The 20,509-nt window shown below is 33.9% G+C and carries 17 protein-coding genes and 3 pseudogenes; 12 read left to right on the top strand and 8 right to left on the bottom strand.

Features of this window, described 5'->3' with window-relative positions:
• Positions 1–236: 236 nt before the first annotated feature.
• The 12 genes and pseudogenes from JNUCC74_RS14760 to JNUCC74_RS14705 all read left to right on the top strand — a co-directional run bounded on the left by JNUCC74_RS14760 (position 237) and on the right by JNUCC74_RS14705 (position 12,799).
• Positions 237–1,018 (top strand): annotated as a pseudogene (locus JNUCC74_RS14760) (DNA/RNA non-specific endonuclease).
• Positions 1,019–1,105: 87 nt separating this feature from the next.
• Positions 1,106–1,585 carry an immunity protein YezG family protein gene (locus JNUCC74_RS14755; RefSeq protein WP_454065933.1) on the top strand — a complete coding sequence of 160 codons (480 nt, stop codon included), beginning with the start codon at positions 1,106–1,108 and terminating at the stop codon, positions 1,583–1,585.
• Positions 1,586–1,947: 362 nt separating this feature from the next.
• Positions 1,948–2,275, top strand: a pseudogene (tnpA, locus tag JNUCC74_RS14750) (IS200/IS605 family transposase); the annotation flags it as partial.
• Between the two features lie 561 nt (positions 2,276–2,836).
• On the top strand, positions 2,837–4,357 hold the full coding sequence (gene putP / locus JNUCC74_RS14745; protein ID WP_454065932.1) for a sodium/proline symporter PutP: 1,521 nt from the start codon (positions 2,837–2,839) through the stop codon (positions 4,355–4,357).
• A gap of 555 nt (positions 4,358–4,912) precedes the next feature.
• Complete coding sequence (gene gatC, locus JNUCC74_RS14740; protein ID WP_077318189.1) at positions 4,913–5,203, top strand: Asp-tRNA(Asn)/Glu-tRNA(Gln) amidotransferase subunit GatC; 291 nt, start codon at positions 4,913–4,915, stop codon at positions 5,201–5,203.
• A 12-nt stretch (positions 5,204–5,215) separates the two neighbouring features.
• Positions 5,216–6,685, top strand: coding sequence for an Asp-tRNA(Asn)/Glu-tRNA(Gln) amidotransferase subunit GatA (gene gatA / locus JNUCC74_RS14735; RefSeq protein ID WP_454065931.1), 1,470 nt, complete (start codon positions 5,216–5,218; stop codon positions 6,683–6,685).
• Positions 6,682–8,112, top strand: coding sequence for an Asp-tRNA(Asn)/Glu-tRNA(Gln) amidotransferase subunit GatB (gatB, locus tag JNUCC74_RS14730; protein WP_454065930.1), 1,431 nt, complete (start codon positions 6,682–6,684; stop codon positions 8,110–8,112). The genes gatA and gatB overlap by 4 nt, the downstream gene beginning before the upstream one ends.
• A 304-nt stretch (positions 8,113–8,416) precedes the next feature.
• Positions 8,417–9,319: a diacylglycerol kinase gene (locus tag JNUCC74_RS14725; RefSeq protein ID WP_454065929.1), complete on the top strand. Its 903-nt coding sequence runs from the start codon at positions 8,417–8,419 to the stop codon at positions 9,317–9,319.
• Positions 9,320–9,701: 382 nt separating this feature from the next.
• The gene (locus tag JNUCC74_RS14720; RefSeq protein WP_454065928.1) at positions 9,702–9,860 is read left to right on the top strand and encodes a hypothetical protein; all 159 of its coding nucleotides are present in this window, start codon (positions 9,702–9,704) and stop codon (positions 9,858–9,860) included.
• A 93-nt stretch (positions 9,861–9,953) separates the two neighbouring features.
• The gene (rlmD, locus tag JNUCC74_RS14715; protein ID WP_454065927.1) at positions 9,954–11,336 is read left to right on the top strand and encodes a 23S rRNA (uracil(1939)-C(5))-methyltransferase RlmD; all 1,383 of its coding nucleotides are present in this window, start codon (positions 9,954–9,956) and stop codon (positions 11,334–11,336) included.
• A 449-nt stretch (positions 11,337–11,785) separates the two neighbouring features.
• A pseudogene (locus JNUCC74_RS14710) lies at positions 11,786–12,168 on the top strand (phosphotransferase); the annotation flags it as partial.
• Between the two features lie 262 nt (positions 12,169–12,430).
• Entirely contained in the window at positions 12,431–12,799 is a 369-nt protein-coding gene (locus JNUCC74_RS14705) for a MazG nucleotide pyrophosphohydrolase domain-containing protein (protein ID WP_454065926.1), read from the top strand.
• Positions 12,800–13,457: 658 nt separating this feature from the next.
• Here the strand turns inward: JNUCC74_RS14705 and JNUCC74_RS14700 are convergent.
• From JNUCC74_RS14700 to JNUCC74_RS14665, 8 genes are all read right to left on the bottom strand, one after another.
• The gene (locus JNUCC74_RS14700; protein ID WP_454065925.1) at positions 13,458–14,633 is read right to left on the bottom strand and encodes a spermine/spermidine synthase domain-containing protein; all 1,176 of its coding nucleotides are present in this window, start codon (positions 14,631–14,633) and stop codon (positions 13,458–13,460) included.
• Between the two features lies 1 nt (position 14,634).
• Positions 14,635–15,300, bottom strand: coding sequence for a pentapeptide repeat-containing protein (locus tag JNUCC74_RS14695; protein ID WP_454065924.1), 666 nt, complete (start codon positions 15,298–15,300; stop codon positions 14,635–14,637).
• Positions 15,301–16,077, bottom strand: coding sequence for a CmcI family methyltransferase (locus JNUCC74_RS14690; RefSeq protein WP_454065923.1), 777 nt, complete (start codon positions 16,075–16,077; stop codon positions 15,301–15,303). It lies immediately after the preceding gene.
• Positions 16,037–16,708 (bottom strand): DUF6445 family protein, encoded by a 672-nt coding sequence (locus JNUCC74_RS14685; RefSeq protein ID WP_454065922.1) that lies wholly within the window; start codon positions 16,706–16,708, stop codon positions 16,037–16,039. The genes JNUCC74_RS14690 and JNUCC74_RS14685 overlap by 41 nt, the downstream gene beginning before the upstream one ends.
• A gap of 12 nt (positions 16,709–16,720) precedes the next feature.
• Positions 16,721–17,368: a DUF6445 family protein gene (locus tag JNUCC74_RS14680; RefSeq protein ID WP_454065921.1), complete on the bottom strand. Its 648-nt coding sequence runs from the start codon at positions 17,366–17,368 to the stop codon at positions 16,721–16,723.
• Positions 17,369–17,371: 3 nt separating this feature from the next.
• Positions 17,372–17,992, bottom strand: a complete 621-nt coding sequence (locus tag JNUCC74_RS14675) for a DUF6445 family protein (RefSeq protein ID WP_454065920.1) — start codon at positions 17,990–17,992, stop codon at positions 17,372–17,374.
• Between the two features lie 64 nt (positions 17,993–18,056).
• On the bottom strand, positions 18,057–18,203 hold the full coding sequence (locus JNUCC74_RS14670; RefSeq protein ID WP_454065919.1) for a hypothetical protein: 147 nt from the start codon (positions 18,201–18,203) through the stop codon (positions 18,057–18,059).
• A gap of 195 nt (positions 18,204–18,398) precedes the next feature.
• Positions 18,399–19,625, bottom strand: a complete 1,227-nt coding sequence (locus JNUCC74_RS14665; protein ID WP_454065918.1) for an MFS transporter — start codon at positions 19,623–19,625, stop codon at positions 18,399–18,401.
• Positions 19,626–20,509: the final 884 nt, after the last annotated feature.

Here is a 20,509-nt window from a genome sequence, read left to right as displayed (position 1 = left end):
GATATTGTTTGAGAAATCCCTGCTCTAGCTTTTAAGTCGACTTTTTGTTTTAGTTTCAAGAACATTTATAATTCTATTAATTATATTTTCAATGTTTAATTAAGTGACCTTTTTAAAATCACAAGTTAAGGGTAATTTCATCTCCACAAAAAAGGAAAATCGAGAATACACTATTTAATTTAAAAAATTGTTTTTTGAATCAGTCTTTCACCGATACCGTGAAACAAGAGGGAATCATGTATGTAACGGGTTCTGCTTTGCCGGCACTAATACCAAGTACCTGGGCCTTAAGAGGAAAGGAAATTTCCAAAGTAGGAAGTGCAGGGAAATCGCCAAAGCTGACTGGTGGGAAACCTTACAGCAAGAGTTATTTCCAAGAGAAGTTAAATACAGCTAAAGTAGCACTATCTAAGGTGAAAATGCCTGTGTTCTATCGAGAGCAACTTTCGACAGGCTATTCTACAATTCCGATGATTGGAATGGGATCGAAGCCGCTTGGTGAAATCCGCCCACAGATGTTTTCGGTGAAGAACGGCGAAAAAGATATAACTAAAGGTAGAGACGAAAGTAGTAAACTAAATATTAATACAATTACTAAAGAGGTTAGACAAATAGATTTTGGAGAACATATAGTGAAGGGTAAAAATGGAAAAAAAGTACTATTACCCAATATAAAATATATCACTAATGATAACTATAAGTATACTACAGATGATATTGGGCGTATTGTAAATGTAAACGCTCCTAACCTTGTATTGAAAAAAGCTGATAGAAATAAATATGCTCAAGCGAATGTAGGGGGAAAAGATAGATTCCCAGATGATAATGGTGGGCACTTAATTGGAGCCCAATTTAATGGCCCTTCTGATATAGATAATCTCTACCACAAAATAGTCAAATTAATAGGAGAGGTGGAGCTTGGTACGAGATGGAAACTGAGTGGGCAAATGCGTTAAAAGAAATACCACCCAAGAAAGTTTCTGTCGCATTGAGCCAATCTATTCTAATAAATCAATGAGACCCGATTCCTTTTTAGTTGAATATGAAATCGAAGGTCAATTCCCAGTGATTCGTGAGACTACAAACAAATCAGGAGGCTGATATTATGAGTTTTGAAATGGAATTAAATAAGTTATATACTGAAATTGCCCAACAGGTTAATGATATGATTCCAGTTGAATGGGAAAACTTCTGTTTTAATAGTGAAGTTAAGAATGGAGAAGGAGGAGCTTTCTTCTTTTTTATGCCTAAAGGGGAGGAGCAACACGTTTTTTCTCATTATATCCCAAAACTATATAATATAGATAAGAGGGCTTACAATAAAGAACTCCATAAATTATTTCAACTAACTGTTGAACTACAAAAGTTGTTTATTGATAACGACCAAGAACCTTGGTTTTCTGTTACGTTGTTAGTTAATAGTTTAGGTAATTTAAATGTACATTTCGACTACACAAACTGGAACAAAAGTAAGTTTGGTCCAGCAGATAGAATATACTATTTTGAGTATAAATATGTAAGAAAAAACAAGGAAAAACAAGATTTAATAGAAAAGATGAAGGATTTTGAAGAAAGTAATATGTAATTGGTGTTCTTTAACAATATTATTTTAAGTTATAAGTCTTGATGGATTATTGAATTTTTATATGTCCCTTAAAGGTAGACAGATTAAAAAATAAAATTTAGGGGGAGTATCCGACTTTCTTCCAAATATAGTGGTGGAAATCAACTTCACTGCTTTAAACCTTATGATTTGCTACCACAGTTTTTTTATTATGACTTTAGTCAGTTGAGCTCGCGGCAGCGTGCCTGCTATACGGGTGGCCAAAAACTCACTTTCTTCTTATAATAGAGATTGTTCGTGCCTATAAGATAGGAAGGAAAGTGAGCAAATTGGCCGATAAAGCCAAAAGTTTGGCACAAATAAAATAGCCTTGTAAATACCATATTGTGTGCACTCTAAAGCGTAGAAGAAAAATAATTTATAATCTCTATATTGAAGAAGTATAAGTGAAATACTACGAACTATGTAAATATAAAGGGGTAGAGATAATCGAGGGGGCATCTTCTATCTGATCATGTGCATATGTTAGTAAATATTCCACCAAAAATATCTGTTTTAAGTTTTTGAGATATTCAAAGATAAAAGCGCACTAATGATATTTGATAAGTATGTAAACTTAAAATATAAGTTTGAAAACAGACATTTTGGGCAGAAGGATATTATGTAAGCACAGTTGGACTTAATGAAGCAACCATTGGTAAATATGTCCAATAACAAGGAAAACATGATATAGCGAACAACTAACTAGGTAGTCTTTTAGTCAAATTATCGACCAAGAGGGCGCCTAGTTTTTTGTTTAAGAAAATCACTCATAACTAAAGGTTATTAATAAGTTCATCCTACTACAAGTCTTTCCGGAAATTCTCCCCCGTGTTTATACACGTTTAACCTTAAATCAATAATTCGTTATATCCCACATGTAAGGTGCGTATTTTTCTCCATTCGAAAATGTGCTAATGATGTTACGAACATGATGAGAAAACGGCACCTAAATGCCCGATTCGTTCAACTAACATTCAAGGAGAAAAGCACTCCTTGAATGAAGTTTCACTTTATTAACTAAACAAGTTATTATAAGCATAAAATAATAATGATGAATGAAAATTCGGATTTTACAAGCAATACATACTTTTAATAAACTATAGAAAAGGAGGTCTATCTTTTATGGAATATTCAATTCAAGGAGTTACTTGGTTTTGGTTGTTTGTTCCGATGCCTAGTTTAATTGTTTTATCGTTTATTACTTTAATTATAGAAAGGAGAAAGTAGTACATGGATTTACCCACGCTGATAACGTTTATTATTTACCTAATAATTATGTTAGTAATCGGAATCATTATGTATTATCGAACAAATAGCTTATCGGATTACGTCTTAGGTGGTCGCAGTCTTGGGCCGGGGGTTGCTGCATTAAGTGCCGGTGCATCGGATATGAGCGGATGGTTATTATTAGGTTTACCGGGAGCCGTTTATGCTACGGGAATTTCTGAAGCATGGATGGGGGTTGGTCTGGCTATAGGTGCTTACTTAAATTGGCAATTTGTTGCTAAGCGACTGCGAGTCTATACAGAAGTTTCCAATAACTCCATTACCATTCCTGACTTTTTAGAGAATCGTTTTAAAGACCAATCTCATATTCTTCGAGTGATAGCTGCCTTAGTAATTTTAGTTTTTTTTACTTTTTATACTTCATCTGGTTTAGTTGGCGGAGCGAAATTATTTGAAGCTTCATTTGATGTTCCGTATGAAACGGCGCTTTGGATTGGAGGAATAGTCGTTGTTTCTTATACATTACTTGGTGGGTTTTTAGCTGTAGCTTGGACTGATTTTATTCAAGGTAGTCTTATGCTTTTTACTTTATTAGTTGTACCAATTGTTGCATCAAATGAAATGGGTGGATGGAATGAAGCAGTTCAAGCAGTTGGTGAGATTGCACCATCTCATTTAAGTATGGTTGAAGGTATTGGCATCATGGCAATTATATCTTCACTTGCTTGGGGACTCGGTTATTTTGGTCAGCCGCATATCCTTGTTCGATTCATGGCTTTACGCTCTTCCAAAGATGTACCATTAGCTAGATTCATTGGGACGACATGGATGATATTAGGGCTGTATGGTGCTATTTTTACAGGGTTTGTCGGTTTAGCTTTTATAAGTACAGAGGACGTTTCCAGGCTTTCCGAATTTGGAATTCAAGTTATTCATGAGAATGGATTACAAGTACTAGCAGATTCGGAAAAAATCTTTATTGCTTTTTCACAAATTCTCTTTCATCCGGTAATGGCAGGTATACTTTTAGCTGCCATTCTTTCAGCTATCATGAGTACCATTGATTCACAGTTGCTCGTCTCATCATCGGCTGTAGCGGAAGATTTTTATAAAGCTATTTTTCGTAAGAAAGCTTCAAGTAAAGAACTAATTTGGGTTGGTAGAATTGCAACAGTATGTATAGCACTGATTGCAATGGGAATTGCTTTAAATCCAGAAAGTTCTGTGTTAAAGCTTGTTAGTTATGCTTGGGCTGGGTTTGGTGCAGCTTTTGGACCGATTATTCTTTTATCTTTATTTTGGCGAGGAATTACAAGAAATGGTGCATTAGCAGGAATCGTCATTGGTGCTGTAACCGTTATTGTTTGGGGAAACTTTCTTGAAGGTGGTATATTCGAGCTATATGAAATTGCTCCTGGGTTTTTATTTAACTGTATTGTTACGATCATTGTCAGTTTGTTGGATAAGCCAAACACAGAATTAACGCAAGACTTTGACCAAACAATTAAAAAGTTGCAAGAGTAATGGTTTTAAGAATAAAAGCGTGGCATGATAAAGAGAGGTTGACTATAAAAATGTAGCTGATTACACATATGAAACTTATTGAGGCTCAAATCAACTTTTTATTTAACTTTAGTTGCTTAGTAATAGGTCATTCTGCTATCATCTATAGTGTTACTAACGTTTAAAATGAGATAGTAGGGCATGTTCAAAAAGTTCGTCAAAAATGGCAGATCGAAATTCTTTGTTCGCTAAAAGTATGTACGAAAGAGAATGCAGTGGAAATTTTAATGTCCTACTTATGTGCAACATTGGATAGTTTCCCGCATCAAGGTTAGGGTTCAGCCAAGTTGGCTAATTTCGCGGTTCTATCATTTAAATATATAAATCCGTTTGCCCCAAAACTTGGCTGCTTCTCGGTTCTTTTTGTACAGTTGTTTGGAAAAATGAATAGTGCCGATTCTGTTCATTCTAACAATCAGGAGGGGATCAAAGAAAACCCCACGGTTTGAAGATTCACTTTATGGATGAAGGACTTATGTATATAATGAAAGAAGATAACTGTTTGGAGGGAAAATAGTGGATAAAATTTCAAAAGATCAAGTAAAGCATGTAGCTCACTTAGCTCGTTTACATGTAACAGAAGAAGAAACTGAAATGTTTACGGAGCATTTAAGTTCCATTATTGCTTATGCAGAACAGCTGAATGAACTGGACACCACGAATGTTGAGCCGACAACACATGTGCTGGATATAAAAAATGTAATGCGTAAAGATGAGCCAAAGCAATGGATTACACAAGAAGAAGCACTGAAAAATGCTCCAGATCACAAAGATGGTCATTTTCGTGTCCCATCAATTTTGGAGTAGGAGGGAATAAGCATGTCATTATTTGATCACACAATAAAAGAATTAGAAGAAAAACTACATAATAATGAAATTACGGTACAAGACTTAGTAAACGCCTCTTATGAACGAATTCAAGAAGTCGATGATAAGGTTCATGCATTTTTAACATTAAACAATGATAAGGCTCTTGCTTACGCAAAAGAGCTGGACGAGTCAGTGGACAAAACCGGGGCTCTATTTGGAATGCCAAGTGGGATTAAAGATAATATTGTTACAAAAGCTTTACGCACTACTTGCGCGAGCCAAATTCTTGATAATTTTCATGATCCTTTATATAACGCTACTGTTATCGAAAAATTGCATAACGAAAAGGCAGTTACGATTGGTAAACTGAACATGGATGAATTTGCTATGGGATCTTCAAATGAAAACTCCAGTTATGAACCAACCCGTAATCCCTGGAATATAGACTATGTACCGGGGGGATCGAGTGGTGGTTCAGCTGCAGCTGTAGCGTCAGGTGAAGTGCTATTTGCTTTAGGATCTGATACTGGTGGCTCGATCCGCCAGCCTGCTGCATTTTGCGGTGTAGTTGGTTTAAAGCCAACTTATGGACGGGTATCTCGTTTCGGTCTAGTTGCTTTTGCATCTTCATTGGATCAAATCGGTCCAATTACGCGAACCGTAGAGGACAATGCACGGGTATTAGAAGTTATTGCTGGACACGATTCCATGGATGCAACAAGTGCAAATATTGAGGTTCCAGCATACACAAAAGCTTTAACTGGAAATGTGAAAGGATTAAAAATTGCTGTACCTAAGGAATACCTTGGTGAAGGGGTAGCACCTGAAGTGAAAGAGGCTGTCCTTCAAGCATTAAAAGTATATGAATCATTAGGTGCAACTTGGGAAGAAGTATCTTTACCGCATTCCAAATATGCTGTAGCAACGTATTATTTATTATCTTCATCTGAAGCATCAGCAAATCTGGCTCGTTTTGACGGGGTTCGCTATGGGGTTCGTTCAAAAAATGCAGATAATATGATTGATATGTTTAAAAAATCTCGCAGCGAAGGCTTTGGTGATGAAGTAAAACGCCGTATTATGTTAGGTACATTTGCACTTAGCTCTGGCTACTATGATGCTTATTACAAAAAAGCCCAAAAAGTACGTACTTTAATTAAAAATGATTTTGATAAGATTCTTGAGGATTATGATGTCGTGATGGGACCAACAACACCAACTCCAGCATTTAAAGTTGGGGAAAAAGTGGATGATCCATTAACGATGTATGCAAATGATCTTTTAACTATTCCAGTGAACTTGGCAGGAGTACCGGGTATTTCCATTCCTTGTGGCTTTTCAACGGATGGTTTACCAATTGGTCTGCAAATTATCGGTAAACATTTTGATGAAATGACGGTATACCGGGCAGCACATGCTTATGAACAAGTGACAGATCATCATAAACAACGCCCTCAGCTAGGAGGTGCCAACGAATGAATTTCGAAACAATTATTGGCTTAGAGGTACATGTTGAATTAAAAACAAAATCCAAAATATTTAGCCCTAGCGTGAATGCGTTCGGGACAGCACCAAATACGAATGTCAACCCAATTGATCTAGGTTATCCTGGGGTTTTACCTGTCTTAAATGAAGAAGCAGTTAATTTTGCAATGAAAGCGGCAATGGCTCTGAATTGTGAAATTGCAACACATACAAAGTTTGATCGTAAAAATTACTTCTACCCAGACAATCCAAAAGCTTACCAAATCTCTCAATTTGATCAGCCAATTGGTGAAAATGGCTGGATCGAAATTGAAGTGCATGGAAAGAAAAAACGAATTGGAATTACTCGCCTGCATTTGGAAGAAGATGCTGGAAAATTAACACATGGTGATGATGGATATTCATTAATTGATTTTAACCGTCAAGGAGCGCCATTAATTGAGATTGTCTCCGAACCGGATATGCGTTCTCCAGAAGAAGCATATGCATATTTAGAAAAACTGAAAAATATTATCCATTATACAGGCGTTTCCGATGTGAAAATGGAGGAAGGCTCGCTACGTTGTGATGCTAATATTTCACTTCGTCCAATTGGGCAAAAGGAATTTGGCACAAAAACCGAATTGAAAAACTTAAACTCCTTTAGTTATGTACAAAAAGGGTTAGAGTTTGAAGAAAAACGTCAAGAAAAAGTCTTGCTTTCCGGTGGAGAGATCCTTCAAGAAACTCGCCGTTATGATGAGAGAACAAAAGAGACTTTATTAATGCGTGTGAAAGAAGGTTCGGATGATTATCGTTACTTCCCAGAACCGGATCTTGTTCCATTGTATATTGATGATGCTTGGAAAGAGCGAATTCGTCAAGAGATTCCTGAACTTCCAGACGCACGTAAACAACGATATATGGAAGAAATTGGGTTGCCGGAATACGATGCAACGGTCATTACGAATTCGAAACAAATGGCAGACTTTTTCGAGGAAGCAATCGCTCATGATGTTGATATAAAACAAGTTTCCAACTGGTTAATGGGAGAATTATCTGCCTATATGAATAAACATTATAAAGAATTAGATGATTTAGCGATTACTCCAGAGGCATTAAGCAAAATGATTAAGCTCATTGATGATGGTACCATTTCATCAAAAATAGCGAAAAAAGTCTTTGCTGAGTTGGTTGAAAAAGGCGGCGATCCAGAGAAAATTGTTAAAGAAAAAGGTCTGGTTCAAATTTCTGATGAGGGTCAGTTAAAAGAGATTATTTCAAAAGTCCTTGATGAAAATGAACAGTCCATCATAGATTATAAAAATGGTAAAAAGAAGGCTGTTGGTTTCTTAGTGGGTCAAGTAATGAAAGCGACCAAGGGGCAAGCAAACCCGCCAATGGTTAATAAAATCTTATTAGAAGAAATTAATAAGCGATAGTAGTTAACCTAGACTATCATGATTTTAAATCTATGATAGTCTAGGGTTTTATGTAAGAAAAGAGCTGTCTCCTAGGTATCAGGTTCCATTATATATATATGTCTTGTGAGAACCAAAGCTATTAACTCCTCTTTTCAAGCAGTTAAGGATCAGGCGACTCTTATGTTAACCGTATTCGAGTATTGAGAGTTCATTCATTTCTTTAATAGTTCATGAATTTTTGCTTAGTATTAACTTAATGTTCGCTATTATAAATAGAAACAGTTCTGCATATCAGTGCATGGTGCATTGCGGAGGGAAAACAATGAAGAAAGCACGTATTATCTATAACCCTACATCTGGGAGAGAAGCCTTTAGAAAAGAATTACCAGTTGTTTTAGAAAAGCTTGAAGTAGCTGGATATGAAACTTCTGCTCATGCAACAACTTGCGAGGGGGATGCTACCACTGCTGCAAGATTAGCGATTGAGAGAGGACATGATCTTGTTATTGCTGCTGGTGGTGATGGTACCATAAATGAGGTAATTAATGGCCTTGCTGAGCAAAATCACCGACCAAAGTTGGGCATCATCCCTGTGGGAACGACAAATGATTTTGCGAGAGCTTTACGGATTCCAAGAGATATTCAAAAAGCTGTAGATGTTATTATCGAAGGCAAAACAATGTTTTTAGATATTGGAAAAGTAAACAACCATTATTTTATGAATATAGCTGGTGGAGGTAAGTTAACCGAGCTGACTTATGAAGTGCCTAGCAAATTAAAAACCATGTTGGGACAGCTCGCTTATTATATGAAAGGTATTGAAATGCTGCCTTCTTTAAAACCGACAAGAGCCAAAATAGAATATGACGGAAAAGTAGTAGACGAGGATATTATGCTTTTTCTTATTTCTAATTCAAATTCTGTTGGAGGCTTTGAAAAGCTTGCTCCTGATGCAGATATGCAGGATGGTTATTTTGATTTAATTATTCTACGAAAAACGAATTTGGCTGAGTTTATTCGAATTGCGACGCTTGCTTTACGAGGAGCACATTTAGAGGATAAACATGTCATTTATGACAAGGCAAAGCATATTAAGGTGACTACGGATGAAAAGATGCAATTAAATATAGATGGAGAATATGGTGGTCTGCTCCCGGGCGAATTTGTCAATCTGCAACAACATATTGAATTTTTTGTTCCAACTGAATTCATTGAAAAAAGGTAAAAAAGGCTACTTGTACAGTAGTCTTTTTTATACTATGGGATAGTATAAAGTTTTTAGGTTTATAGTATAAGAAAAAAAACTACAGCTTTCGCTAAAGACTTGGCGTCAAGCCAAGTTTTTCTAAAAAAATGGTTGTCCATATGAAGAGAGCTTAAGCTTCGGATAACACATAATATGATTAAGCCGATTTTTAGGGAATGGTTTCTGTATTGAAGAACTGTTTTAAGTTAAAAATCTTCTGCTGAACCTGAAATTAGCTGAGGACAGTTTAAAAAGACATATTCCCGCTCATTAGTAAGGATCTTGTATGTAGCCGAATCTTTAGTAAGAGTGAAACGCCATGGCTCTTTAAAACAGTATGGGTATGGGGGGAGATGTTCATGTGGAAAATGCAAATTATTATGTTGGCTGGGGAACGCTTGCATTAATAAATGCCGGTCTGGCACAGGGGAAAAATAGAAGCGGTCTGAATTGGTTTCTTGTATCACTCTTACTAGGACCATTTGCAACTTTAATGCTGTTGTTTATAGAAAAAAATTAAGTTAGACTATAGTTATTCTTGTCGCTTTACATGTGGATACCTCATAGAGTTATGCGATAAGGAATACATACAAGCGTATAAAGGAAGAGAATAATGGCAAAAAGAGTAGTACCAGTAAAAAAGAATGAAACAGTAACACTTACTTTTGAAGATTTGACCCATGAAGGTAACGGTATTGCAAAAATAGACGGCTATCCATTATTTGTCCCAAATGCTTTGCCGGGTGAAAAAGCATTGGTTAAAGTCGTTAAAGTAAATAAAAACTTCGGCTATGGCAAGCTCTTGCAAATAGAGAAGCAAAGTTCGGAGCGTGTAGAGCCACCGTGTAATGTGTATTATAAATGCGGTGGCTGTCAATTACAGCATATGAGCTATGATATGCAGCTTGAGATGAAACGAAATCAAGTGAAAAATGTCATGCGGAAGATTGCGCATCTAGATGATGTCTCTGTTTTGCCAACACTAGGGATGAGAGATCCTTGGCGTTATCGTAACAAAGTACAAATTCCAGTAGGCGAAAAGAAAGGCGAACTAATTACTGGATTTTACCAAAAAAGAAGTCACCGTATTATTGAAGATATGAATACTTGTGTTATTCAAGATGAGGTAAATGATCGGATGGTAGAGGCTGTACGGCGAATTGCTGAACGTTTAGGTATACAAGCATATAATGAGAAGCAACATAGCGGTGTTCTGCGTCATATTATGGTGCGCACAGGTAGAGAAACAAATGATACGATGATTGTAATTGTAACCCGAACGGAAAAACTGCCTCAGCAAGATAAGCTAATTAAAGAATTGACCGAAACATACCCTCATGTTAAATCTGTTGTTCATAATGTTAACAAAGAACGGACGAATGTTATTTTAGGAAAGGAAACAAAGGTTATCTGGGGGGACGCCTATATCTACGATACGATTGGTGATATTCGTTTCGCCATTTCGGCAAAATCCTTTTATCAGGTCAACCCGCAACAAACAAAGGTATTATATGAAAAGGCATTGGAATATGCAAATATTGGAGCAAATGATGTAGTAATTGATGCCTATTGCGGGATTGGCACTATTTCATTGTTTTTGGCTCGACAAGCAAAAAAAGTATATGGTATTGAAGTCGTTCCGGAAGCGATTCACGATGCGAAAATAAATGCAAAGCTCAACGGTATTACGAATGCAGAGTTTATTGTTGGAAAAGCTGAAAAAGTTATGCCACGGTGGAAAGCTCAAGGACTTCAGCCGGATGTTATTGTCATTGATCCTCCGCGTAAAGGTTGCGAAATAGATTTTCTTCAAGCCATGATTGAAATGGAACCAAATCGGATTGTATATGTTTCCTGCAATCCTTCTACACTAGCACGCGATTTAAAAATACTTGATGAAGGCGGCTATGAAACAAAGGAAATACAGCCAGTTGATATGTTTCCTCAGACAAATCATGTGGAGTGTGTAGTTAAACTTTTTAAAAAATTTGTCTAACTAAAATAAACTCTTGTTCGTAAAAATAAACATTTTTAAACCGACCCTGATTTCGTTAAAATAATCATTTGCGATTTTGGGGTCTTTTTCATATCTAGTCCTTGTTCTGTCTCAGTTCGTCTTTGCTTTCCTCATGCAACGTTCTCGAAAATTTCTATTTTAACTTCGAAAAAGGTGAAAAAACGGTCATTTTTGAAACAAAAAGTGGGAAAATAAGGAGGAAATCTGGCGTTTAGGCTAAGTCCCATTGCCTTGAAGTATAAAAATCAAGTTGAAACTAAGGGGGATAAGGCGTAAAGGCAGATTTGAAGAGGAAAGAAAAAAGTAATATATATAATAGAAGGATGAAAAGAATCAGAAATAAGAGGAAAAAAATGGTTATTCAGTTAGTGGTAATTTCATGTAGGAATCTCTCTGAATGGATTTACTTAATTAGCTAGTAAGTGTAACTAAATCCTTTGTCCAAGAAGTTTGAAGAAATACATCCAATTAGATATATCAATGATTGGCATGATAACGAGGAATATGCCTTTCTTAAATATATTCCTAAAGAAGAATGTACTATTAGAGATATTGCAAAAGAGGTTTTATCAATCATAAAAAAATCTCAAAACATAATTCGAATTATGGATTGTTACACGGCGATTTATGGTTAGAAAACATATTGGTTAATAAAGATTCGAATTTGGCAATGGTTGATTTTCAAGATTGTGAGAAACATTTTTATATTTATGATTTAGCAGTTCCAATATATAGTGCGTTGGAGTATTCGTTTGTAGGTGGAGGTGTTATTTATACACATGATAAAATGTTATTTGAGACTATAAGCGACTAAAAGGGTGATTAACATTACGATTAAACAAGTTGGTCGCAGTGTGGAAGTTCAAGTGAATTTCGGTCAATTGTTTTTAAAAGAAAGGTAAATATTGATTTTACAACATGTTAGTTACAAGCTGATTCTATTTTTTAGATCGTGCAGAAAGAAACATCAATAAAATAAATAGGAAGGTAAATTGGTAACCGAAACACTTTTACAAATCTACATTGCTATTTTAGAGTTAAGAAACTAAAAATCATAGAAAGGATATCCAAACATGAATGTGACCGAGTTTCAACAGTGGGTAAAGCAGTATTATGAAAGCAGGGGGTGGTCTGACTTAGATATTTTTATTCGAATTGGCTTTTTGGCAGAAGAAACTGGAGAAGTAGCAAGAGCTATAAGAGCCCTTGAGATTGGCAGGGATAGACCTGATGAGCTACAGGGGTCTTATGAGGAAAACAAACAGGAATTAACTGAAGAATTAGGAGATGTATTGGGTAATTTAATTGTGATTGCAAACAACTATAATATTCCTTTAGAAGACATGTTTCAATCACATAAAAAGAAATTATCACAACGTTATTCGAAGCAGGTTAATAAGTACTCTAAAAGAAGTATAATGTTTGATAGTGCTAATCAATAACAGTTGAATGAAATTAGCACTACCTTGTATTTTAGGAATCATCTTACTGCGTAGTACAAAATAGGATAATATAATATAATGATCACAAATTGCAAGCAATATACAATAATATCTCGCTACTATTTGACAAATAGTAGCAAGTAGATTGGCTATTATGCTGGTTCTTTGGCACCAAGTCGAGCTCATCCGAGGTCTTATACCAAATAACAATAATCCTATGTACTATTTATTGTTGGTGTACACGTTCTAAGCGTTTTTAAAATGAATATAATGCAACTTACTTTTCAATTAAAAAAATTCCTCAACAATGTAATTTTTTGATTTAGACAATGCTGTACAATTATACAGGTTGTATTGGAATGGATATAATAAGGGAGGAAAATGTAATTTAATGCTCTCTAAGCGTCAGAGATATGCATAATGAGTAAAAGTTATATCAAATTTTTATCGACCGAGAAACCATATTGGAGATTTTTCCTCCCTTTTGTCCTCGCCTCGAATGCCAGTTTTGGAATCGAAGCGGCTATAATCTCAGGTGGACAAAAAAGGTAATTCAAGAAAAATAGCGAATTTCTAAGTAAAAAGTAGTTTAAGAGTGTTATTGTCCAAAATTAGGGTTTTAATCCGCTAAAACCTTCCCTATAATTTACTCACTATATTATAATTCCGTACTGGTTTTCATAATTATCTTATCTATATCAGTAATAAAATTATTATAGTTCCCCGAATCATTTATTATTATAGAAACTATTTGTGTCAGAGCAATATTCACACCCCATTCTGGTTGGTATTTCAATATAAAATTGCTATTGGCAATAAACCATTTTATAAACCAAGAAAAATCATGTTTTAAAGTAAAAGACAAACTGCCAATAGTAATTGGTAAAAATGAGGCTTCGGGTTTATTATCTTTTAATAAATCTAGAGTAATGTCTAAAAACACTTCTGGCCTGTATAAAATGTACTCTTTTAGATTTTGTTTTGTAAACATGTCATTTTCAACTATTAAGTATTGACTCAATACCTCTATTAAATGGCGCCATCTAAATGACATTTCCTTATTCAAAAATTCTTTCGTTAATATATCTGGTTTGAGATTATTATTAATATCCAATGGAGTGCTCATCCTCATTCTTAACTGCCATCTTAGATTAATCATTTTATACGCTAATAAGTCATTCACATTCAAATCAACTTTTGATTCTCCTAGACAACAAAGGGGATTATTGCCCAAGGCAGAAACTAAAGTCATATTTCTTCTGTTTATTATATAAGAAACATTATTAAACACTTCGTAAAGAGCATTCATAATATATACTTGTGGATTGTTCCCTTGTAAGGGCCTTAAATGGTCTGGTAGACCAAAAGCATTTAATATTAGAATTCCTTTGTTAGTTAATAAGCTTTTAATTTTTGTTAAGTAGTTAATCTCGAATAAAAATTCAGGATAACCATTGATTGTATATAAGTCAATACAGATTGAATCAAATTCACAACCCTTGAAATAATCAAAAATATTTTTTGCGTTTATCCTAAAAAAGAACACATTCTTTTTTATACTATGGAAGTACTTACTGTATATAGTTTCTGTAATTGTAATGTTGTTCTGATCTATATCAACAACGTAGATTTCTGCACTCGGATTATTAATTAATAGACTTCTTATTGCACCTCCTTGTCCCCCACCTAATAATAGTATTCTTTTATTATGATTTAAGTTCACTAAGGAAAAATCATCAATTTGAGTTCCAGTAAAAATTCTATCTCCTCTTAAAATGGTATCAACACTTTTTAGAAAAAAGTCTTCCTCACTATATAAACACTTTTGTATCATATTAAGAACCTCGTGTATCTGCTCTTGAAACATCTACACCATCGATGAAACATTCATCCAAATTTACTCCCCATAAATAAGCCCCCCATAATTCCGCTCCCCTTAACGGAACTCCTTTGAATGTTGATTCTCTAAGTTCACAATGCTTAAGGTTAGTTCTTCTTAAATCCGTACTTATAAAAGTTGAACCTAGCATATTTGAATCTTCAAAATCTACACCTTGCAAATTTGAATTTGAAAAGTCTACACTTCTTAAATTTGACTTTGTTAAATTTGCCCCGATTAAATTTGAATTACTTAGTGATGAAGCACTTAAATTAGCACCAGAAAGATCAGCTCCAGGAAAATGTAGACCATCTAGGTTTAGGTTAGAACCATATTCTTTCAAAAAGTCTTCTAAACTAAAAACACCTTCGAAAATAATTTCTGAAGTCTTTGTGTTTATTAATTTTGAAAAAACTGCTAATATTTTATTATCAACTTTCCCAATTGATTTGAAGTCTTCGTATAAAGTAATATTCTTACTTTCAATAATCGTTCCAGATTTTAAATTAGGAAGAAATAAATCGTTTATAAGAAGATTTTTATCTACCTTCCCTAAAAAGAGTCTTTTATTTTTTTGATTATTAAAATATACCTCTTTTATTCTATCAATCGGATTGATCATCTAATCCCCTACTTTCGTAATAATAGAATTAGTTGCCGAAACAGTGTTTATGCCGAAAAAATCTGTATACCTAGTGTCCACAAAAAAATTAATCCTGTTTATTGCCCATTGTTTTATTTCTTTCTGTTTTGAAATACTATCCTCTATGATTATATAATCACCAGGGTGAATTAAATCAGAAAAGAACTCCAGTATTCCTTTTGTATTAACATGACAATCCTCAATAATTATCAATGGATGTTCAAGATTAATGAAAAATTTATTATACTTTTCATCCTGAATATCATTTGCATTTATATTTAAGTATTCTAGTTCATCTTTATTATTGATGTTCACAATATTTATTCCAATCAATCTTGTCTTATATTGATATTGATTTATAACTGATTTTAACCATCTAAGACTTGTCTCAGTTGCGCCAAATTCAATAATTGTCGAGGGACAAGTTTCATAAATTAGCAACTCATATATAGCTTTATCATATATACTTTTGAAAAGCGGCTGTCCCTTCCATCTGTATACTTCATTTTTTCCTTGACTGTATAATCTTGATAAAAAGGGTAATTCTGACCCATTAGTCTTTTCAATTCTTTCTAAAATTGGTTGGTATCTAGCAGCAGATAATTTATCGCTAGTTATTATTTTTTTTAATAGTGTAGATTTGTTACCATTATATAGTTCGTTTAGGATAAAATTATCTAGAATTGTTGGAATACCACCTTGTCTCATAATTTTCTTATTTATTTTCTCTTTTAGAGATGACTGCTTTTTGTTCATATTTATCCTCATTTTCTTCATTTTTGAAAAAGAACACTTGTGAAAGTCTTGAATCTGTTATATTTTTTCCAAATTGTTTTGTAATTCCATGAAAGTATTTTTCACCTTTCATTAAAATCAGTCTATTATATTTTATAGGTATTTCTTTAATTAAGTCCCACGCTTTTTTCTCTTTAGTAATCGGTAACACATGTTTTTCATCAAATTCAATAATATCCTTACAGCCATAAGCCATCAACCTATACGACAAAGGGACAGTCGGCAAATTTAATTCCTTATGTTTATAAATACCAAGGCCGCCTTTACAATCTTCATTTAAACTTAAGTAAATAATTGCAGCCCAGCTAACCTTATCAAAATGCACTACCGTTTGAGAAATATCATTCGATGTAGAAAATCGAAATTTACCAAACACATATTTATCGGTGGCTACATGTATTTTCTGATTAACTAAACTCTCAAATCTTCTAATATGCTCTTGCGTATAAAATGCTTTTACTGATTCTCCTCCTGGAAAATTAGCTTTATTTCCAAAAAAATTATACTCTGCATTTAATGCAAGCTCCCGAACCTGCATGGGATTTTTATAAAAATTATCAACAACTATTATATCTTCACCTAAAATTCCCAATTTTCACCCTCCTTATAGTGAAACGAGTTTTGAGGTGTAATCTTTTTTTGTCACCTCTTTAAAGAAGAAGTTTTGAGTGATCCTACAATTTTCAGGAGTTTGTCCAAAGCCTTTCATCGGTGCATGATATAATTCACAACCCTTAATTAGAACTAATCTATTAAATTGATTGCCTATGAAACTAATCAATTCCCATTTAGATGGATCATCCATATCTTTTCTTATTACACACCTTTCAAACTCAGAAGTATCTTCATAACCTAGTTCTCTTGCTTTCATGTCTGTTGGCGGACCAGTCAACCCTGACTCTCTGTGTCTATATATCCCTAAGCCTGAGTTTAAGGGAGCTTTTGGTGTTAAAAAGATTAATCCTGCCCAATCAATTATTGTATCCGCATGAACCTTTAAGACTTTACCTGTTTGTTCTGTTATTAAACGAAAACCTCCAAAAGTAAATCGACCCTTCGGATCTTCAATTTTGTTACCTATAATCTGTTCAAAAACCTCTATAATTCCATTTGCGTCAAACTCTTTATCACTTTGAAACCCTGGATAGTTCAATTTAGCAACTGATGAATAATCTGATTTTACTGCTAAATTTCTTATTAGTTCAGGATTCTTATAAAAATTTTCAATTACAATTATCTTCTTATTTTGCATTTACTACACACCTTTCTTTCTATTAAAGAAAAATCTTTGAGTTAAGCGTCCATTACTTGGAGAATCTCCAAAACCCGATGAAGCTCTATGAAACAATGCACCGGAATTCAATAAAACCAGCCGATTAAATTGCATATCGATATACACTGTTTCTTCCCAAGCTTCTGGTTCTAACTTCCAATTAAGATAATCTTCATACCAGCTATCCATCGATATATATCCTAATTCAGATAGTTGTTCTTCACTAGGAGGACCAGTAAGTCCAGTTTGTCGGTGTCGATATAAAGAAATACCACCTTGACATAAATCATTTGGAACTAAATAAATAATTCCTGACCAATCACTGTCATCAAAATGTGTTGTTAAATCTACTCTAGAATACGAAGGATAAAAAGCAAAAACGCCAAACCCCATTTTATTAGGGTCGACATCAATATCAAATCCTAATATACTCTCGAATTGATTTATAACTTCTTTTGTATAAAAATTTTTCTCTGTTTCTATGCTTGGCTTTTTCTCACCTTGCATGTTTTCGTCAATCCAACCATGCACATTCAATGCCATACTTCTTACTTTATTTGGTTCTTTATAAAAATCATCAATCACAATGATGTCTTTTGTCACAACGAATGCCCCCTTTAATAAATTCTAGCGTACTTGATTAATTTTTAATCAAGTACGCTGAGTTTTAGAATGATATAGCAGATTCTAGTTGTTTTCTTTCTTCGTCAGTAAGAGGCTCAGCCTTGCCAAAAATCGGCATGTTATTATCAGATGTACGTGCGTATACCTCTTGGTCAAACTTTTCTAAGTTTTTTGGTTTCTCATTATTCATTAATTTCACCTCCTCTAAATTATTTTCTCTTTCAATATAACATTTTCTATTAATTATTTCATCAAAATTTTCAGTTTTTTAGGAATAATTAGCCTATATACCTGCCCCTTGATATCATCATATATATTAGCTGATACAAAAGTTTACTAGAAGTACGTATGTATACTTCTTGATTGGACTCCTTTAGAAATACTTTTAATCTTCTTTATTATCTTGATAAAAATTCTCTTTATCATTCTTTAATACTGTAAATAAAAATATAACAGCTAAAACAAGCATAAATAATGATAAAACAACAATTGTTAAACGTAAGGAAACTAAATCTGCAATAATACCTATTGATAAGATAAATATAACCTGACCTACACTTTGTATAAGTTGAAAGATACTCGTTACTCTTCCCATGATGTCTATAGGAATATTATTTTGGTAAAAAGTCATGATTCCTGCGTTAAGAAATGCATTAAAAAATCCTAAGATAACAAAACCAACAACTATCGATGCAAAAGACCACGAAAATGCATAAATTACATATCCTAGTGCCACCATAATAATACCAATAGAAATCATACTGCGCAGGGATAATTTATTTGAATAAATAGATAGTGTAATTGCACCGACGACAGAACCAATCCCAGTTATGCTAATAAGTAGACTATAATCAAATTCTGTTAACCCGATGACTTTTTGTACAAAAACAACTTCTTGTGCATCCATAGCAAAGGTAAATATCATAATTAGAATATATCCTAAATACATAAAAGATACATATTTATTACGCATTATAAATTCCCAAACAATTGTAAAATCGCGCATTACTTGAGAAACAGTTAAAGTAGGGATAGCTTCTTTACTAATCGTTTCTTTTTCTGGAAGAAATGACAATAGCATAGCCGATATTACAAAAAAAAGGGCATTAATCCATAGCGTTATTTCAATTGAAGTTAATAAAATAAGAGTACCTCCAACTGCTGGCCCCATAATAATTGCCCCTGAACTTGCAAAGGAACGAATAGAGTTAAAGCGCTTTCTCTTCTCTTTTGGAACGATCATGGAAACATATGTCATTGATGCTGGGTTAAAGAATGAGTTTGCTACACTTAAGATAAAGAGAATGACATAAATCACCAACATATTAGGCGCAAATGGGATTGCACCGATAAATAGTGCTCTTATAATATAGGTGCTCATCATGACTTGTCGTTTGCTTCGGTAATCTATAAAACTACCGGTCCAAAATTTAGTAAAAGTATTCGTCAAAGGTCCTATAATCCATAATCCTGCTACAGCAGCTGCCGAACCAGTAAGTTGATAGACAACAATATTAATTGCCACTAAGTAAATAAAATTTCCTATACTTGAAACTCCGATTGAAAAAAGCAGTATTGTTGGCTGCTTCCAAGATCTAAATTTTTGTACCATTAATATAACTCCTAATTATATACTTTCATCTATACGAACAAGTAATGTTTATTTATTTTATTTAATTATCATCCATTCTGGAAAACCAATAATTTTACTTCATAATACCTTTCCTTATGGTCACGGTTATTTACTTCATTTTGGATTGCTACTATCCCCAGTGGAATACATCAAAACCAATTGAAAAGAAATATAATCTACTACAACGCACTAGTTGATTGCTGGGTTGAATTAAAAGACAAAAATAATAAAGTGAAACCTAATAAGACTAAAATTTTAATTATTTTCCATTATTTATATATTTCATTTTTTAGAAAAATCTAACTTGTCTATATTATATAATAAAGAATAAATATAATGCAACATGGAAAAATTTTAAGTTTACCGTTTTCCAATGAAAATCGAATATTGGAAGATCAATTTCTTAAGTATAAAGGTTTTTCATGTATCTTCAGGAATATATTCATATTAGACCGCACCAAATAAACGTACTATAAAATACATTTTGACTATACTGTAACTGCTAAACTAAATTGAACAGTTTTTGATCAATAGAACTGAACGCTTTCCGCCCATATTCCTTCCCATCAGTTAAACTGGAATGGAAAAGTAGGAACGAACTGATGTAACGGAGGATCGGAATATGGATATTAAAGAGGCTTGCAGGTGGACAGAGGAGTTGAAGACACGAAAACGAAAACTTGATCTCTTTCAGGATCAGATGCTGGACTGGTTAATACCTGTTGAAGGGTGTCCTTAAATAAACGCTCCATCATTTCTTGAACATCTTCTACAGTACGACATTATTTTGCCAATTCCTTAACCATTTTCTCATGAAAAAAGTCTTGCATAAATGATCATCTCCTTATTGGAAAGTATATCCG

It is taken from the genome of Cerasibacillus sp. JNUCC 74, assembly GCF_053667775.1.
This window is presented reverse-complemented; position numbering and strand designations above follow the sequence as displayed.

Excerpts from the sequence above, each read along its gene's own strand:
- gatB (WP_454065930.1), top strand. The coding sequence starts at position 6,682 with ATGAATTTCGAAACAATTATTGGCTTAGAGGTACATGTTGAATTAAAA.
- JNUCC74_RS14680 (WP_454065921.1), bottom strand. The coding sequence starts at position 17,368 with ATGCAAAATAAGAAGATAATTGTAATTGAAAATTTTTATAAGAATCCT.
- JNUCC74_RS14725 (WP_454065929.1), top strand. The coding sequence starts at position 8,417 with ATGAAGAAAGCACGTATTATCTATAACCCTACATCTGGGAGAGAAGCC.
- JNUCC74_RS14705 (WP_454065926.1), top strand. The coding sequence starts at position 12,431 with ATGAATGTGACCGAGTTTCAACAGTGGGTAAAGCAGTATTATGAAAGC.
- JNUCC74_RS14670 (WP_454065919.1), bottom strand. The coding sequence starts at position 18,203 with ATGAATAATGAGAAACCAAAAAACTTAGAAAAGTTTGACCAAGAGGTA.
- JNUCC74_RS14665 (WP_454065918.1), bottom strand. The coding sequence starts at position 19,625 with ATGGTACAAAAATTTAGATCTTGGAAGCAGCCAACAATACTGCTTTTT.
- putP (WP_454065932.1), top strand. The coding sequence starts at position 2,837 with ATGGATTTACCCACGCTGATAACGTTTATTATTTACCTAATAATTATG.
- gatA (WP_454065931.1), top strand. The coding sequence starts at position 5,216 with ATGTCATTATTTGATCACACAATAAAAGAATTAGAAGAAAAACTACAT.
- rlmD (WP_454065927.1), top strand. The coding sequence starts at position 9,954 with ATGGCAAAAAGAGTAGTACCAGTAAAAAAGAATGAAACAGTAACACTT.
- JNUCC74_RS14695 (WP_454065924.1), bottom strand. The coding sequence starts at position 15,300 with ATGATCAATCCGATTGATAGAATAAAAGAGGTATATTTTAATAATCAA.
- JNUCC74_RS14755 (WP_454065933.1), top strand. The coding sequence starts at position 1,106 with ATGAGTTTTGAAATGGAATTAAATAAGTTATATACTGAAATTGCCCAA.
- JNUCC74_RS14690 (WP_454065923.1), bottom strand. The coding sequence starts at position 16,077 with ATGAACAAAAAGCAGTCATCTCTAAAAGAGAAAATAAATAAGAAAATT.
- JNUCC74_RS14700 (WP_454065925.1), bottom strand. The coding sequence starts at position 14,633 with ATGATACAAAAGTGTTTATATAGTGAGGAAGACTTTTTTCTAAAAAGT.